The sequence below is a fragment of the Oceaniovalibus sp. ACAM 378 genome, assembly GCF_008085915.1.
Taxonomy (GTDB): domain Bacteria; phylum Pseudomonadota; class Alphaproteobacteria; order Rhodobacterales; family Rhodobacteraceae; genus Oceaniglobus.
The window spans coordinates 183,110-200,037 of the sequence record NZ_VSJK01000003.1 but is presented as its reverse complement, the minus strand read 5'-3'; the positions used below and the strand labels follow the sequence as shown (position 1 = coordinate 200,037).

Annotated in this window: 14 protein-coding genes; 10 read left to right on the top strand and 4 right to left on the bottom strand. The window is 61.0% G+C overall.

Annotation, left to right across the window (positions count from 1 at the left end; translation table 11 throughout):
• Position 1: 1 nt before the first annotated feature.
• The gene (locus tag FQ320_RS04955) at positions 2–1,516 is read right to left on the bottom strand and encodes a di-heme oxidoredictase family protein (protein ID WP_255509382.1); all 1,515 of its coding nucleotides are present in this window, start codon (positions 1,514–1,516) and stop codon (positions 2–4) included.
• 125 nt (positions 1,517–1,641) lie between these two features.
• On the opposite strand from FQ320_RS04955, the gene FQ320_RS04950 reads away from it, so the two are divergent.
• The gene (locus tag FQ320_RS04950; RefSeq protein ID WP_148470490.1) at positions 1,642–2,079 is read left to right on the top strand and encodes a hypothetical protein; all 438 of its coding nucleotides are present in this window, start codon (positions 1,642–1,644) and stop codon (positions 2,077–2,079) included.
• 105 nt (positions 2,080–2,184) lie between these two features.
• Positions 2,185–2,655: a Dps family protein gene (locus tag FQ320_RS04945; protein WP_148470489.1), complete on the top strand. Its 471-nt coding sequence runs from the start codon at positions 2,185–2,187 to the stop codon at positions 2,653–2,655.
• Between the two features lie 82 nt (positions 2,656–2,737).
• On the opposite strand, the gene FQ320_RS04940 is transcribed toward FQ320_RS04945, so the two are convergent.
• The gene (locus tag FQ320_RS04940; protein WP_148470488.1) at positions 2,738–2,995 is read right to left on the bottom strand and encodes a DUF1289 domain-containing protein; all 258 of its coding nucleotides are present in this window, start codon (positions 2,993–2,995) and stop codon (positions 2,738–2,740) included.
• 63 nt (positions 2,996–3,058) lie between these two features.
• Positions 3,059–4,318, bottom strand: coding sequence for an imelysin family protein (locus FQ320_RS04935; RefSeq protein ID WP_148470487.1), 1,260 nt, complete (start codon positions 4,316–4,318; stop codon positions 3,059–3,061).
• Between the two features lie 334 nt (positions 4,319–4,652).
• Between FQ320_RS04935 and serS the strand changes: the two genes are divergently transcribed.
• The 8 genes from serS to FQ320_RS04895 all read left to right on the top strand — a co-directional run bounded on the left by serS (position 4,653) and on the right by FQ320_RS04895 (position 15,382).
• Positions 4,653–5,939, top strand: coding sequence for a serine--tRNA ligase (serS, locus tag FQ320_RS04930; protein ID WP_148470486.1), 1,287 nt, complete (start codon positions 4,653–4,655; stop codon positions 5,937–5,939).
• Positions 5,940–6,139: 200 nt separating this feature from the next.
• Positions 6,140–7,372, top strand: coding sequence for a DNA-processing protein DprA (dprA, locus tag FQ320_RS04925; RefSeq protein WP_370513015.1), 1,233 nt, complete (start codon positions 6,140–6,142; stop codon positions 7,370–7,372).
• Between the two features lie 525 nt (positions 7,373–7,897).
• Positions 7,898–10,732: a type I DNA topoisomerase gene (gene topA, locus FQ320_RS04920; protein WP_148470485.1), complete on the top strand. Its 2,835-nt coding sequence runs from the start codon at positions 7,898–7,900 to the stop codon at positions 10,730–10,732.
• Between the two features lie 90 nt (positions 10,733–10,822).
• Positions 10,823–11,527 (top strand): CoA transferase subunit A, encoded by a 705-nt coding sequence (locus FQ320_RS04915; RefSeq protein WP_148470484.1) that lies wholly within the window; start codon positions 10,823–10,825, stop codon positions 11,525–11,527.
• Positions 11,527–12,150, top strand: coding sequence for a CoA transferase subunit B (locus FQ320_RS04910; protein WP_148470483.1), 624 nt, complete (start codon positions 11,527–11,529; stop codon positions 12,148–12,150). Before FQ320_RS04915 ends, FQ320_RS04910 begins: the two co-directional genes overlap by 1 nt.
• A gap of 220 nt (positions 12,151–12,370) precedes the next feature.
• Positions 12,371–13,354, top strand: a complete 984-nt coding sequence (locus FQ320_RS04905) for a lysylphosphatidylglycerol synthase transmembrane domain-containing protein (protein WP_255509370.1) — start codon at positions 12,371–12,373, stop codon at positions 13,352–13,354.
• Positions 13,335–14,642, top strand: a complete 1,308-nt coding sequence (locus tag FQ320_RS04900) for an FAD-binding oxidoreductase (protein WP_148470481.1) — start codon at positions 13,335–13,337, stop codon at positions 14,640–14,642. Before FQ320_RS04905 ends, FQ320_RS04900 begins: the two co-directional genes overlap by 20 nt.
• Positions 14,642–15,382, top strand: a complete 741-nt coding sequence (locus FQ320_RS04895; RefSeq protein WP_148470480.1) for an SDR family NAD(P)-dependent oxidoreductase — start codon at positions 14,642–14,644, stop codon at positions 15,380–15,382. Before FQ320_RS04900 ends, FQ320_RS04895 begins: the two co-directional genes overlap by 1 nt.
• Before the next feature lie 110 nt (positions 15,383–15,492).
• On the opposite strand, the gene FQ320_RS04890 is transcribed toward FQ320_RS04895, so the two are convergent.
• Entirely contained in the window at positions 15,493–16,923 is a 1,431-nt protein-coding gene (locus FQ320_RS04890; RefSeq protein ID WP_148470479.1) for a UbiA family prenyltransferase, read from the bottom strand.
• Positions 16,924–16,928 lie beyond the last annotated feature (5 nt).

Genomic DNA, 16,928 nt, shown 5'->3' with positions numbered 1-16,928 from the left:
GTCAGAGGCTTTCCAGAAATCGGATCAGGGCATTGCGGTCGGGCGGAGGCATGTCGATCACCCGGTTCTTCGCCGGTTCAGCTTCACCACCGTGCCAAAGAACCGCCTCAAGCAAGGATCGCGCCCGCCCGTCATGCAGGAAAAAACTGTGCCCTGAAACCTGCTGCGTCAAGCCAATTCCCCACAGGGGCGGCGTGCGCCATTCACGCCCCGTTGCACGCGCTTCGGGGCGGTTGTCGGCCAATCCTTCGCCCATGTCGTGCAGCAGCATGTCGGTATAGGGCCAGATCAGTTGGAAACTCTGCTCGGGCTGATCGTCTAACCGGTGAGTGACAAATTTCGGCGTGTGGCAGGCGATACAGCCAGTGTCATGGAACACCTGCTTGCCGCGCAGCACTTCGCCGTCGGCCACATCGCGCCGCGCGGGCACCCCAAGGTTTGAGGCATAGAAGGCGACCAGATCCAACGCCTCTTCGCTGATTTCAGCGTTGTCGTGGATGTCGGTGTTGCCGTCCGGCGCGGCGCGGCAGGCAACCTGCGCCTTGGTGCAGTCGCCGTATCCATCCGGGTGCAGGCTGGTGGAAATGCCGATATCTCCGTGAAAGGCGGCGGCGGATTGCTCAAGGATGCTGGGTTGCCCCGCCTTCAGCCCGAACCGGCCCAGCATCGGTGTGCCGCTGACCTGCGACAACACGATCTGCGCCCGCCCCGATACGCCGTCGCCATCGGCATCATCGGGGTCGGCATTTGCCAGAATATCGCCAACCGGGATCGCATCCAGCAGGCCCAGCCCGATCATCTGCGGCGCGATCCGCGCGCTGAGCATCAGGTCAGGGTCCAGCGGGCCATAGCCCGGATCCTCAAGCGAAAGCAGGGGTGCGCGCAGGGATACGGATTGCCCGCCCGACAGTGGAACTGTGGTTTCGTCATAGCGGATCACCACGCGCGCCTCGGCCCCATGGCCGGGAATTCCGAAGTCCTGAATCTGTTCGCCATAGGTGGGTTCGGGCAATGTATCGAGATAATCCTGTATCTCGCCTTGGGTGAATTCGCCGTTTCCGGGTACCGAAATCCGCACCAACATCGACACCGCGCTGTCATCCGGCCCCTCGGGCGGATGGCCGCGCCCATCCTTCAGGTGACACCGCTGGCAGGACCGCGCGTTGTAAATCGGGCCCAGCCCGTCCGACGCAAGGGTCGAGGACGGCGATGACACCCACAGCTTGCGAAACAACCCATTGCCCAGCTTGAAATCCAGTTCGCGGGCAAAGTCGATATTGGCCGATGCGCCGCTGAATGCGTCTGCGGTATCGCTTGCCCGCACGGTGGCCGCCCCGGCAGAATTTGCCTCAAACCGTTCGGGCTTGGTGAAATCTTTGGTCGGCGCAGTGATGGCGGCGACCCGCGCGTCTTCCTTGGCGGTGCGCTCGATGACCTTTAAATGCGTATCCTGCAAATCTTGCGCCTGCGCCCCGAGGGACGAAAGAAGACAGGCCAAACCGCCGGTGATCACAATGTTGCGCAAGACTGGTTTACCCCGATTGCCCGCTGCTTTTAATCCAGATAGTTATAGTCAGGATTAGCCGGAGTGCCAGCGAATTGACACGATCGGTCACCAAAAAAGTCAGAAGCGACCCTGCCATGATGCCACTGCAACTGCGCACCGAGAATGATGCTCGCTCTGTCGGGGAGCTTCGTCTGAACGATCTGGCGCCCGGCGCCCGGCATCTTTTGAACCATCTGCGCATGATATCGCTGCGCTGTCGCGCCGCCGCCCAAACCGATCTTTATGAGGCGTGCCGGGTTCTTTCTCCCTGCCCCGGTGTCGCGCGGAACGCCCATGCGGAAACCCTGATGAAATGTCTGGCGCAGGCGCTGGGAAAACTGCCGGTGCTGTTCCGCCCGGGGGTGGAGCAGGTGTCATTCGATGAATCATGGCTGCTTAGTGCCACTGCCGCAGTAGCGCGCAAGGACTGGGACAGCTTTCAGTTCCTGCTGGCGTCGCGTGTTCCGCTGAACGTCCGTCGCAATCTTGGATCACTGATCATCGGCGTTTCCGAGAGTCTCCATCAAGTTTAGAATAATTCTAAATCGGTCTTGGCATTCTCTCACTTGTGGTTATCTTTGGTTCATCGTTGGCCAGATTGCTGCCAGCCACCCATTTTTCAATCCGGAGATATTCACATGACACAGACCGCTGCCGCGCTTTCGACAGATGCGCAAACTGAAATCGTCGAGGCCCTGAACCAGTCGGTTGCCGAAACCGCCGTCGCCACCATGCTGGCACAGAATTTCCATTGGAATGTTACCGGAATGGGCTTTGGCCCGCTGCATGCATTGTTTCAGACGATCTATGAAGACCACTTTGTCGCACAGGACGATCTGGCCGAACGGGTCAAGGCGCTGAACGGACATGCCGAGGGCACTTTGGCCGGAATGCTGAAACGCTCGAAGGTCAGCGAACATGACGGACAAGCCGATGCCAAGGATATGATCGCCGCCCTTTTGGCCGCGCAAGAGGTCATCGCCAAGACGCTGGCCGGATGTGGTGAACTGGCGGCCGGCCACGGCGATACGCTGACCGAGGATCTTTGCATCGCACGCGGCCAGATCCACGAAAAGTTCGCCTGGATCCTGCGCGCTCACCTGCGCTGATCCATCGATCGACACACTTAACGCCGCCCCCTCACCCCGGGGCGGCGTTTTCCGTTGCGGGGCGGAGTGCTTGGGGATTGCATCAGCCCGGGTCGGTCAGGAAATCCATCGGCGGGACATTCTTCTTGCGCAACTTGCGCAGATAGGCGGGCTGCCAATGGCTGTATTTGCCCATGACACTCTGCTGCGCGACCAGCATTTCCACGAACGCCGCCCGGTGCGAGGTCTTTTTTAACCCTTTGAACATTGATTTCTGCGTCTTGGTCATCGAGCAGCCGAGACAATGGCCGTTGCGTTTAAACTTGCAGACGTCGATGCAGGGGCTGGGAATCTTGCTCATCGGGTGGCCTTGAAAACGGGGATGCCGGTCTGGCACTCCCCGTCATCTGGGTATTGCATTGGCCTATTGGAATACGGCGTCGGGATCGTCCAAGCTGTCTGATCCTTCAAATGAGATCTGCGCCACGCCCAACACGTCGACCGCCCGTTCAATCGACCGGGTCTGGTCGATCAAGGCATCTACCGCAGTCATGATCAGCGCCTCACCCCCGGCGTTGCCGCGTTCCAGCATCATGTCATAGGCAAATCCAGCCTCGGCTGCGGCCTTCAACCGAACCATTTCGAGCATCGTCGCGTTTAGTTTCCCGGTCAGTTCGGCGTCGACACCGGCGTCCGCAGCGGCAACCAGCGACGACAGGCTTTCGCCCGAAGTCACCATGCCGTCGATGCCGGTATAGCTGCCCAGATACACGTTGCGGATGCCCATCGCGTCATAGAAATGACTGTTGTGGGTGTTGTCCGAGAAACAGTCATGCTCTTCCTCGGGGTCGTTCAGCATGACGCCAAGACGCATCCGCTCTCCGGCCTGTTCGCCATAGGAAAGGCTGCCCATGCCGGTCAGGATGGCCGAGATTCCCGCATCTTCATTCTCTAACAAACTGGCCCGCGCAGCACCGTCATCGGCCCATTGCGCGCTCATCCATTCCAGATCCGACACCAGAAGATCAGTCGCCGCCTTCAGGTAATCGCCACGCCGGTCACAGTTGCCGTTGGTGCAATCGTCACCCGTGCCATAATCCGACCAAGAGCGGTTTCCAGCGCCTTTGCCGTGACCGTTAAGATCCTGCCCCCACAGCAGGAATTCGATGGCGTGGTATCCGGTTGCAACATTGCTTTCCACCTCATCCGCCTCGTGCAGCGCACCTTGCAGCAGATCGGGATTGATCGAGGTTGCATCGATTTCCCGGCCCGACAGGGTAAAGGTCGGGTTGGCGATCACGTTCAGCGCGGCATATTCGTTTTCGTCCGTCGCCCCGCCATAGGCGGCATCCACATAGTCAATCAGCCCCTCGTCCAGCGGCCAGGCGTTCACGCGCCCCTCCCAATCATCGACGATCGCATTGCCAAAGCGGTAAACCTCGGTCTGCTGATACGGGACGCGGGCGTTCAGCCATGCCTGTTTTGCCAGCTGCAACGCCTCGGCGGAAGGAGTCGCGATCAGCGCATTCACCGCGTCCTGCAACGCCTGCGCCGTGGTCAGACTGTCACCGTAAGCGGCACCTGCGATATCGGCATAGTTGTCCAGAACGGCTGCCTTGTCCGCAAGGGCCGGTGCCGCGATCATCATCGTGGTGCCAAGGGCGGCTGCAAGAGTGGTCTTCATGGATGATTGTCCTTTGATAGAATGCAACTTCAACAGCGCAATGAATTCAATATGATCGGACGCCGTCGGCGCGGGATGGCAACAAATGCCGCAACACGTCAGGCACCGTCCGAAACAGCGCTTACCGCCGCATGTCGGGCAACATATTTAAACCTGACTAAAAGAGTCAACTCAAAATTCCACGCGCCATGAACGGCTCTTGCCGCCGCTCGCTAGGCCGAACGCAAAACAACCGCTTCCTCCCTTTGGTGCGGCACCTCGCGCAAAACCTGTTACACCCCGCGCGAAAACCGGCCATAACCCGGGCCACGACCGATTCAGAGGACACAGAGCCATGCACGACATCCGCACGATCCGCGACGCCCCCGAGTCTTTCGACACCGCCATGGCGCGACGCGGGCTGTCGGGGATATCAACACAGGTGCTTGCGCTGGACAACGAACGGCGCGCAGCGATTCAGCGCGCCGAGACCGCCAAGGCCGATCAAAACGCTGCCAGCAAACAGGTTGGCGCGGCCAAGGCGGCGGGGGACGAAGCGCTGTTCGAAAGCCTGCGCGCAACCGTGGCCGCCAAAAAAGCCGAAGTCGCCGAGATGGAGGTGCAGGCCAAATCGCTGGACCAACAGCTTACCGATCTGCTGCTGACACTGCCCAATGTAATGGACGACGTGGTGCCCTCGGGGCGCGACGAGGCGGACAACACCGAAATCCACCGCTGGGGCACCCCCGCCAGTTTTGATTTCACTCCGCTTGAACATTATCAACTGCCGGCAGCGCGCGGGCTAGACTTTGCGACAGCAGGGAAACTATCCGGCAGCCGTTTCGTTGTTCTGCGTGGTGCGATGGCACGATTGCACCGGGCGTTGGCGCAGTTCATGCTTGATATTCATGTGACCGAACATGGGCTTGAGGAAACCAACGCTCCGGTTCTGGTGCGCGAAGAGGCGATGTATGGCACCAACCAGCTCCCAAAATTTGCGGAAGACAGCTATCAGACCACGAACGGCTGGTGGCTGATCCCCACATCCGAGGTCACGCTGACCAATTCAGTGCGCGAATCCGTGATTGACGAGGGCGATCTGCCGATCCGACTGACGGCCCATTCGCTGTGTTTCCGCAGCGAAGCGGGCAGCGCGGGCAAGGACACTTCGGGAATGTTGCGCCAGCACCAGTTCGAAAAAGTCGAAATGGTCAGCATTACAAAACCCGAGGACAGCGGCGCCGAACATGACCGCATGACCGGCTGCGCGCAGAACATCCTTGAACGGCTGGACCTGCCGTACCGCGTGATGCTTCTGTGTGAGGGGGACACGGGTTTTGGCGCGCGACGCACCCATGATCTTGAGGTGTGGCTGCCGGGACAGAACAGCTACCGCGAGATTTCATCGGTCTCGAACACCGGTGATTTTCAGGCCCGGCGGATGAATGCCCGGTTTCGCTCCGAAGGCGCCAAGCCGGAGTTCGTCCATACGCTGAACGGTTCCGGGCTGGCTGTCGGGCGTTGTCTGATCGCGGTGCTTGAAAATGGTCAGCAGGCCGACGGGTCGGTCGCGCTGCCCGCCGCGCTGTCGCCCTGGATCGGCGGAAAAACCGTGATCACGGCAAACGGAGAGCTTGCCTGATCGCCGGCGATTCGCAACTTTCAGGTATGATTCCCGGTGCGGGTGAATGCGATCAGGCAGGATGATCGTGAGACTTGAAAATTAAATCGTTTACTATCAGAGGGTAGGGAGAAGTCGCCAGAGCAGGGAAAAGTCTTCACCATCTCTTAACCATTCCGGCACCAATGTGGTCTTGCAAGCAGACGAAGACAGGTTGACCGGTGGATTATTTCCCTTCCCTCACCCCCCTCACCCCACCCCACTCCGAGGAAGAACGGTTAAGTTGGCTTCGTCTCTTGCGCTCACGCCGGGTTGGCGTGGCGACATTTTACCGCCTGATGGCGGAACACGGATCGGCGCAGGCAGCACTGGCTGCGCTTCCCGGTGTGGCAGCCGCAGCAGGTGTTGCAGGCTATGAGGTTTGCCCCGTTGGCGTGGTAATGGCCGAAATGAAGGCCGGGCGGCTGGCGGGTGCGCAGCTGCTTTGTGCCGGTGCAGCCGACTATCCCGCAGCCTTGTCTGATCTCGCCGATTCTCCGCCTTTGCTCTGGGCCATCGGTGATCTCTCGATCCTGGAACGCCCCTCGGTCGCTCTGGTCGGGGCGCGCAATGCGTCGTCGCTTGGCACGCGCATGGCGCGGAAGATGGCCGATGAACTGGGTCAGGCGGGCAACGTTGTCGTCTCGGGGCTGGCCCGGGGGATCGACACCGCAGCCCATATTGGCGCGCTGCCGCACGGGACGATCGCGGTGATGGCGGGCGGGGTCGATGCAATCTATCCCGCAGAAAATGCCGTTCTGGCGCAGGAAATCATCGAAAACGGGCTGCGAATTTCGGAGCAGCCGATGGGCCTGCAACCTCAAGCACGGCATTTCCCCCGCCGCAACCGCATCATTTCCGGCATCGTGCGCGGTGTTGTCGTGGTCGAGGCGGCGACAAAGTCAGGCAGTCTGATCACTGCCCGCGATGCTCTGGATCAGGGGCGCGAGGTGCTGGCGGTTCCCGGCCATCCATTCGACGCCCGAGCAGCCGGGTGCAATATGCTGATCCGTGACGGCGCAACCTTGGTGCGGAGCGCCGCAGATGTGATTGCAGCACTTGGCGTCGTTTCAAAGACAGCTGAAGGTCATTCTGCACCGATTGATGGAGATACCGACCGAACCGCCGCAAAGACGACTGACAAACGCAAAACTCCGGTGGCCAGCAACACACCCAAGCCAAGCCGCCCGACCGTCGGCGATGCAGCCGGCAAGGCAGAGCTTCGTCTCAGCCTGCGTGGGGCGCATTCTCTCCATCTGCGGATTCTGGATCGTCTGGGCCCCAGCCCCCTTGCCGAAGATCAGTTGATCCGCGATCTGGCGCTCTCGGCGAAAGACGTGACGCCAGAGCTTGTCACACTGGAGCTTGACGGCAAGATCGCCCGTCAGCCCGGAGGCTTGCTTACGAAATTGTGATCCGAAGGGACCGCGCGACAATTCTCGCGACACGCCGTTCCGCCTGAAGCGCGGCGCACCGGCCATGGAATACCGCTCCGCCAAAACCGAAGCTCAGGCACCATTGGCGCAGATACCACCCCGCTCGTGAACCCCGGCCATTTGCCAGTTCGATGCGATCAATCTGCCGTGACGCTGTCGGCCCGGGGAATGTCTGGCTCCAGCAACGCCGCCTGCGCCGGCCATATGAGCACGCGGCACAGGCAACAGCCACTTGGCCCCCAACGACATCTGTCAGACCCGTCGCACAAACCACCGACCGAACAGGCGACCAATGGCACCAGCAATCCTCGGTCCAAGCCGCTCGGTCTGTCCGACAACCGGGTACGCGAGCCACGAGATTGGCCGTTAACGCGGACAATCCAGCTATTTAAACGCCAGTCGATTGAGCGAATGGCCCATCTTTCCCGCAGCCCGATTGACAAGACCGGTTCTGCACCCACATCTAGCGCCGTCGCCCGTGATGCCCGAGTCGGAAGGAATTCAATGCCCGTTGTCGTCGTAGAATCGCCAGCCAAGGCCAAGACAATCAACAAATATCTTGGCCCTGGCTATACCGTTCTGGCGTCTTATGGCCATGTGCGTGACTTGCCGCCCAAGGACGGATCTGTCGATACCGAGCATGATTTCGACATGAAATGGGAGGTCGCAAGCACCAGCAAGAAGCATGTTAAGGCAATTGCCGACGCTCTGGCCCTCGACAATTCACTGATCCTCGCGACCGACCCCGACCGCGAAGGCGAGGCGATCAGCTGGCACCTGGAGGAAACCCTCAGGAATCGGAAATCCATCAAGAAGGACACGCCGGTCAGCCGCGTGGTGTTCAACGCCATCACCAAATCCGCGGTGACCGAGGCGATGAAGAACCCCCGTCAAGTCGATATCGCGTTGGTGCATGCCTATCTTGCACGCCGAGCGCTGGATTATCTGGTGGGCTTTAACCTGTCCCCGGTGTTGTGGCGCAAATTGCCCGGCGCGAAATCCGCAGGGCGCGTGCAGTCGGTCTGTCTGCGTCTGATTGTCGAACGCGAGATGGAGGTCGAGGCTTTCCGTGCCCGCGAATACTGGTCGGTCAAGGCAATGCTGGCCACCCCGAGAAATCAGAACTATGAGGCGCGGCTGACCATGCTGGGCGGCCACAAGCTCGATCGGTTCAGTTTGGAAAACGCCGCCGCCGCCGATCTTGCAGTCAAGGCGCTGACCTCTGGCCAGTTCAAAATTGCCAGCGTCGAGGCGAAACCAGGCTCGCGCAATCCCAGCCCGCCGTTCATGACATCGACGCTGCAACAGGAAGCCTCGCGCAAATTCGGCATGGGTGCCCGCCAGACGATGAGCGCGGCACAACGCCTCTATGAGGCGGGTCACATCACTTATATGCGGACCGACGGGATCGACATGGCGCCCGAGGCGATCGTCGCCGTCCGTGATGCCATCGCCGCACGCTATGGCGATGCCTATGTCCCGGGCAAGCAGCGGATTTACAAGAACAAAGCGAAGAACGCGCAGGAAGCACACGAGTGTATCCGCCCGACGGAATTGTCGCAGTCGGCCGAAGATCTCCGCATTTCCGACTCGGATCAGCGCAAACTGTACGATCTGATCTGGAAACGCACACTGGCCAGTCAGATGGAGGCGGCGCGTCTGGAACGCACAACCGTCGAGATTCTGAGCGAAGATTCCCAGGTTGGTCTGCGCGCCACAGGTCAGCGGATTCTGTTCGATGGCTTCCTGAAAATTTATGTCGAAGGCCGCGACGACGTCACGACTGACGACGACGACCGCATCCTGCCCGAAATCCGTCAGGGCGAACCGGCGAGCTTTGCCAAAGTGTCGCTGGCATCCGAGTTCCGCAAGGCAGGTGGCGACGACAGCGCGATCATCGATGATGCAGCCAAGGGTGTGCAATCCAACGGCGCTGCGATCCTGTCGGCCAACGAGGCAGCACTGGCAATTCAGCATTTCACCCAGCCCCCGCCGCGATACACCGAGGCGACTCTGGTGAAACGGATGGAAGAGTTGGGCATTGGCCGTCCCTCGACCTATGCGTCCATCGTGACCACGATTCAGGACCGCGAATATGTCCGCAAAGAGGGCAACCGTCTGTTTCCCGAGGACAAGGGGCGACTGGTCACAGCTTTCCTGTCGAACTATTTCAGCCGCTATGTGGAATATGATTTCACCGCCGATCTTGAGGCCCAGTTGGACGACGTGTCGGCGGGCAGCCGGGATTACAAGGAAGTTCTGGGCCGTTTCTGGGCCGATTTCTCGGCCGCCATCGCCGAAACCGCCGACCTGCGCATCGGCGAGGTTCTGGACAAGATCAACGAGGTGCTGGAGCCCCATCTGTTCCCGGCCAAGGAAGACGGCAGCGATCCACGCCTGTGCCCCCATTGCGGTGCCGGGCGGCTGAGCATGCGCACAGCGCGCTCCGGCGGCGCGTTTATCGGCTGTTCCAACTATCCCGAATGCCGTTTCACCCGGCCCTTTGGCCCCCCGGGCGATGACGACGCCGATCCAAGCGGCATCCCCCCCGAGGGCAAATTGCTGGGTCAGGATGCGGGAGACAATATCCATGCGTTCAAAGGCCGCTTCGGCCCCTATGTCCAGCGCGGAGAGATCACCGAAGACAACAAGAAACCGCCGCGCCAGTCGGTCCCTAAGGAATGGCCGCCCGAACAGGTGGATCTGGAACAGGCCGTGCGCCTGCTGTCCCTGCCCCGGCCGATCGGCCCGCACCCCGAAGACGGCGTGATGGTCTGGGCCAATATCGGGCGTTATGGCCCCTATATCAAACACGCGGAATCGACCAGTGACCGGGGCGGTACCAACGCCAATCTGGAAAACAACGAAGAGGTTTTCAGCGTCGGCATGAACCGCGCGGTTCAGCTTTTGGCGGAAAAGGTTGCGTCGCGCGGCGGGCGGGGCGCCTCGGCCAAAGTGCTGCGCAGTCTTGGTGAACACCCGGACGAAGGTGGGGCAATCGACATCGTCGAGGGAAAATACGGTGCTTATGTCAAATGGGAAAAGGTGAATGCGACCCTGCCCAAGGAAAGTGACGTCGAACAGGTCACCGTCACTCAGGCCTTGGAGTTGATCGCCGAAAAGATCGCCAAGTCCGGCAAGGGCAAGCCGAAAAAGCCCGCCGCCAAGAAACCGGCGGCAAAGAAGGCTCCGGCAAAAACGGCAACCGCAAAAACGGCGGCTGCAAAGACGGCGACCGCAAAGAAAGCCGCGCCGAAGAAACCTGCAGCAAAAAAACCGGCGGCAAAAAAGGCCGCAGCGCAACCCGAAACGGATGACGACGATGTCATCGATGGCTGAAAGCGCCGGTCAGATTGACTTGGGGCTGCGTGGGCCGCAGAACGGTTGTAACGCGAAAGACTGCAATCCGATCAAACGGAGACTGACGGAATGAAAAAGGTTTACGGTTCTGCCGCCGAGGCACTGGATGGAATTCTGTTCGACGGTATGTTCATCGCCGCTGGCGGGTTCGGGCTCTGCGGTATTCCCGAACTGTTGCTCGAGGCGATCAAACAGGCGGGAACGAAGGATCTGACCTTCGCGTCCAACAATGCCGGCGTCGACGATTTCGGCATCGGCATCCTGTTGCAGACCCGGCAGGTAAAAAAGATGATTTCGTCCTATGTGGGCGAAAACGCCGAATTCATGCGCCAGTATCTGTCCGGCGAACTGGAACTGGAATTCAATCCGCAGGGCACGCTGGCCGAACGGATGCGCGCCGGGGGCTGCGGAATTCCCGGCTTTTACACCAAGACCGGCGTCGGCACGGTGATCGCCGAGGGCAAGGAAGTTAAGAACTTCGATGGTCAGGATTACATCCTTGAACGGGCCCTCGTCGCCGATCTGTCGATCATCAAGGCGTGGAAAGCCGATGACACCGGCAACCTCATATTCCGCAAGACGGCGCGCAACTTTAACCCCCCCGCCGCAATGTGCGGCAAGATCTGCGTTGCCGAAGTCGAAGAAATCGTACCACAAGGATCTCTTGATCCCGATCTAATCCACCTGCCCGGCATCTTTGTTCACCGGATCGTTCAGGGGACGCATGAAAAGCGGATCGAACAGCGCACGACGCGCAAGAAGGAGTCCGTGTAATGCCTTGGGATCGCAATCAGATGGCGGCACGGGCCGCTGAGGAACTGGAAGACGGCTGGTATGTCAATCTTGGCATCGGGATTCCGACACTGGTCGCCAACTATGTCGGCGACAAGGATATCACGCTGCAATCCGAAAACGGCATGCTGGGCATGGGCCCTTTCCCGTTCGAGGGTGAAGAAGACGCCGATCTGATCAACGCGGGCAAGCAGACCATCACCGAATTGCCGCGCACCGCGTATTTCGACAGCGCCACCAGTTTCGGCATGATCCGCGGCGGCAAGATCGCCGCTGCAATCCTGGGCGCCATGGAAGTGGCAGAGAACGGCGATCTGGCAAACTGGATGATTCCCGGCAAGCTGGTCAAAGGGATGGGCGGCGCGATGGATCTGGTCGCGGGCGTTGGACGCGTGATCGTCGTCATGGATCACACGTCGAAACACGGCGACAGCAAGCTGTTGAAAGAATGCACCTTGCCGCTGACCGGCAAGGGCGTGGTGGACCGGATCATCACCAATCTGGGCGTTCTGGATGTGGTTGAAGGCGGGCTGAAGATCGTCGAATGCGCCGATGGCGTGTCCGAGGAAGAACTGCGCGCCGCGACCGAAGCCACGATCGTCTGAGCGACCCGATAGAACAGGCCGCCACCGTCATACCGGGCAGTGGTGGCCTTTTTTCGATCGCCTCGTTGTCCCGTTTCAATCGATTGGCGTTAATTCGATGTCGCGGCACGGGGGATGAAGCAGTCTGCACTCTCGTCGCCGAACTGTCAGAAATTGTCCCCATTTTAGAAACGATACCATAGTATTGCCGTATTCCGTTGCTAATCGCCGGGCAATGACGATGGCCGATTCCCATATTCCGCGTCGCTTGCGCGACCGGTTGATCCTGATGGGTCTGCTGGCCCTGCTTTTGCTGGGTCTGATCGGGTTGATTGCGGGCACCGGTTGGCAAGACCTCGCGAACCAGATCGCCCGGATCAAAGCATGGCAGATCGCCGCTCTTCTGGGGCTCAGCCTTGTGAATTATGGTTTTCGCGCCTTGCGTTGGCATGTGTTCGCGCGGCGGTTGGGGCTGTCGATTTCACTATCGCGTAATGTCCTACATTTTATGGGTGGTTTTGCCATGTCCGTCACCCCCGGACGGGTTGGCGAATTGGTGCGGATGCGCTGGATCGCCCGTGAAACCGGGTGGAGCTTCGAGCGCACCGCGCCTCTGGCGCTGCTCGACCGGGCGTCTGATCTGGCCGCGATGGGCGTTCTTCTGGCAATTGCCCTGTCTCTTTCGACGACCGGGATTGCCGGTGGCGTACCGGTGACCCTGCTGGCTCTGGGCGCGGCTTTTGCCGCCACCCGCCCGGCGCTTTTGTCGACGCTGGCGGGATCTGCGTTTCGTCTCACCGGGCGCTGGCCCCGTCTCTGCGCGCGGCTGCGCGGCGCGGCGCGATCTTTGGCGCGGTTCTCCAATCCGGCGCTGATCGCTGGGGCAACCGGGCTGGGCCTGATCGGCTGGTTGGCCGAAGGCGTTGCATTTCATCTGCTTCTGGTCTGGATGGGCCACGACATCGGCGTCGCAAGCGCCGTTGGGATTTTCCTGTTTGCCACATTGGCGGGCGGGCTGACCGGTGCGCCCGGCGGTGTCGGTGGCGCCGAAGCGGCGATGATCGCGCTTTTATCGTTGCAGGGCGTGCCTTTGGCCGTATCGGTGCCCGCCACTGCCATCATTCGCCTGACGACGCTGTGGTTCGCCATCGCCGTCGGGCTGGTCGCCCTCCCTTTGGCAGAGCGACTGTCGAGAAAGGAAGCCAATGCGCTGGAAACCCGCTGAATATGCCGGATGGGGTCGCGCGCTGCGTGCCTCTGGCGATCTGGCCCGACCGGAGCGGCAATCGACACTCACCGCGCTGATGGGCGACGAACCAGCGCCAGCGATTGGCAACTGTCGCAGCTATGGTGATGCCTGTCTGAACAACGGCGGGCGCGCGGTGCAGATGCTGCGACTGGACCGGATGCTGAGTTTCGACGCCGCCAACGGCATTGTCCATGTCGAGGCGGGGATGCAGCTGGGCGAGTTGGCGCGGATCTTCGCGCCGCGCGGCTGGTTGCCTGCGGTGATGCCGGGCACAGGGTTTGCCACCGTCGGCGGGGCGATTGCCCATGACGTACACGGCAAGAACCATCACGGCGCGGGATCGTTCGGCCAGCACGTAGAGGCGTTTACACTAATCACGCCACAGGGCGATAACCGGCGGATCACCCGGGACGATCCGCTGTTTCGGGTCACCGTCGGCGGTCTGGGCCAGACCGGTGTGATCGCCAGCGCCGAGTTGCAATTGTTGAAATGCAAGGGCGACGTGATTGTTGTGACAGAACGCCGGATTGACGGATGGGACGATTTCCTGACCTATCTGGACGCATCTGACGCCACCTATTCCGTCGGCTGGATCGACGCGACGGCAACGGGTGAAAACCTGGGCCGCGGCATTCTGGAAGAGGCCGAGACAGGATCGGGGCTGGTTACCGCACGCGGGCGCGCGCGGTCGGTGCCTTTTGATGCGCCGGGGTTCGCGCTGTCGCCGCCGGTTGTGCGGATGTTCAACCGCGCATATTTTCGCCGGGTGCCGGAACAGGGCCGCACGCTGGTCAAACCGATCCGGGATTTCTTTTTCCCGCTCGACAAGATCCGCGACTGGAACCGGCTTTATGGCCGCGAAGGGTTTCACCAGTTTCAATGTGTCGTGCCTTTGGAACAGGCCTCTGCCCTGCGCGCCATGCTGGAAAAGGTCGCGAAATCCGGCCTTGCATCGCCCTTGGCCGTGTTGAAACGCATGGGATCGGGACGCGCCGGCATGATGTCCTTTCCGACCGAGGGTTACACTTTGGCCGTCGATTTCCGCAACCGCGCCCACGCCGTTCGTCTGATCAGCGAGCTGGAATCCGATACGTTGAATGCGGGCGGGCGCATCTATCTGGCCAAGGACGCACTGGCGCGCGGGGCGGCAATGCGGGCGATGTATCCCGAACACGGGGCATGGGCCGCGGCGGTGCGCGAAGCTGATCCGGCAGGTGCAATGACCACCGATCTTATCCGCCGACTTGACCTGAGGAGCCTGTGATGGCCGACACCGGAGAAACCTGGATCCTGCTGGGCGCGACTTCGGCCATGGCTCGGGCCATGGCGCGCGGGCTGGCGGAACGGGGCGATGGGTTGATCCTTGCGGGACGCGATATGGCGGATATGGAAACGACCGCCGCCGATTGCCTGCTGCGCGGCGCTCCGACGGCCCGGGCCATGCGGTTCGATGCCCGCGACGCCCATGGATTTGCCGCGATTATCGATGCGGTGCCGGGCGGTGTGGTGAACTGTGCGGTCTTTGTCGGTTCGATGCCGCCGCAAGGCGAGATCGACTTGGACCCGGCATTGATCGACGGCACAGTGACCGACAGCTTCACCGGTCCCGCGCGATTTTTGCAGATGCTGGCCCCCGAGATCGAGGCACGCGGCGCAGGCTGCGTCGTAGGCGTCGGATCAGTGGCGGGGGATCGCGGGCGGATCGGTAACTATGTTTACGGCGCTGCAAAGGCGGGTTTCCACACCTATCTGTCGGGGCTGCGCAACCGGCTGACCCGTGCAGGCGGGCATGTGGTGACGGTCAAACCCGGCTTCGTGGACACCCCGATGACCTGGGGGATACCCGGCATGTTTCTGGTGGCGAGCCCCGACGATGTGGCGCAGGATATCCTCAAGGCGGTGACGAAACGCCGCGACGTGATTTATACCCCGTTCTTCTGGCGCGCAATCATGGGTATCATCAAGGCGATACCCGAGCGGATCTTCAAGAAGATGTCGGTGTGACGGCAGGCTCTTCGGTCCTGATGTCCCTCCTCGCCCCGCGCCACGCTGCAATGGGGCCCGCGATAAGGGCGTTCAGGACCGAAGAGCGTCCGGCTTAACCAAACACGCGGTCATCCGAACCATTGCGCCCACAGCCCCGCCGCCCAGAGCATCAGCGAAAAGATCATCAGCAGGATACCGATTCCGATACGGTCACGCAGGGCGAAAACGATGGGGTCGTAATCCTGTTTGCCGTGAAACCCGAGTGCCACCATGCGGATCAGCCAGATCGTGATCGGAACCATTGTAAGCCAGAGAATCCAGACGGTCGGGTACAGCGCCCGCCCCTGTTCGCTGACCGAATACAGCGCAAAGATCGTCAGTGCGCCGGCAATCCCCAGCCCCGACATGTTCAGCAGATCGCCGCGATCGCGACGCCCGTATCCCCGCCCCGGCAAAGGTTCGTCCCCTGTCGCAAGCGCCAGTTCGGTCATCCGTTTGACGCAGCCCAGTGTGACGAAGACCGGGAAGATGAAAATCAGCATATAGATCGACACATCCACCCGGCTGGCTGCCGCCCCTGCCACCACGCGAATGGTATAGAGGGCCGCCAGAGTGAACACATCGACCCAGCGCATCCGCTTGAATTTCAGCGAATAGGCCAGCGAAATCGCCATATAAAGCAGGACAACACCAAAGAACGCGCCGCCGAGCGCTGCACCCAGACTCAATGCGACTGCAGCCAGCACCACAGAGGTCAACATGCCGATCCGTATGGGAACCGCCCCCGTGGCGAATGGGCGGCGGCATTTTGTCGGATGCAGGCGATCCGCCTCCAGATCGAGCAGATCGTTAACGATATAGATCGATGACGCCGCAGCCGAAAACGCGACAATCCCGGCGAGAACCAGCCAGAGGGTCGAGAGGGTGAAATCATGCGCGGCGATCATCGGCAGGATCAGCAGACTGTTCTTGACCCATTGATGGGGCCTCAGCGCGCGTTTCAGATCGCGCCACGCCCAGCCCTCCTGAACTTCGCTCACCGGATGTCCTTCGGCGCGCAGCTCAGCGGCGGCCTTTGGGTGATTGCCGACGATGATCGCGCGGTCGCCCTTGGACCAGACCGCGCAATCCGACTTGTCGTTTCCGGCATAGTCGAACCCGCCAGCGCCATAGGCCTCGATCAAAGCCCGTGACTTGGCCTCGCCCTTGAGGTTGCAGGTGCCATCGCTGGCAAAAACCCGTTCGATTCCGTGGTGGGCGGCAAGGCGCGTTACCGGAGCACTGTCCGAAGCCGAGGCAAACGCGACCGCGCGCCCCTCATCCTGCGCCGCCCGGGCCAGCGCCAGAACCTCGGGTTGGACGGGCAGCAAATCGGTGCGCAGATCCACGACCCCGGCCAGCCGCGCCTTGAGAACTGCCGGTTCACGCAGATGCCGCAGCGCCAACCCGATCACACGGACCGGGTCGCGCCCCAGCCCGGCCCAGAATGTCTCATACAACATATCAGTGCGCAGGAACGTGCCATCCACGTCCAGCACCAGCGGTTTCGTCTCATCCATAGTCG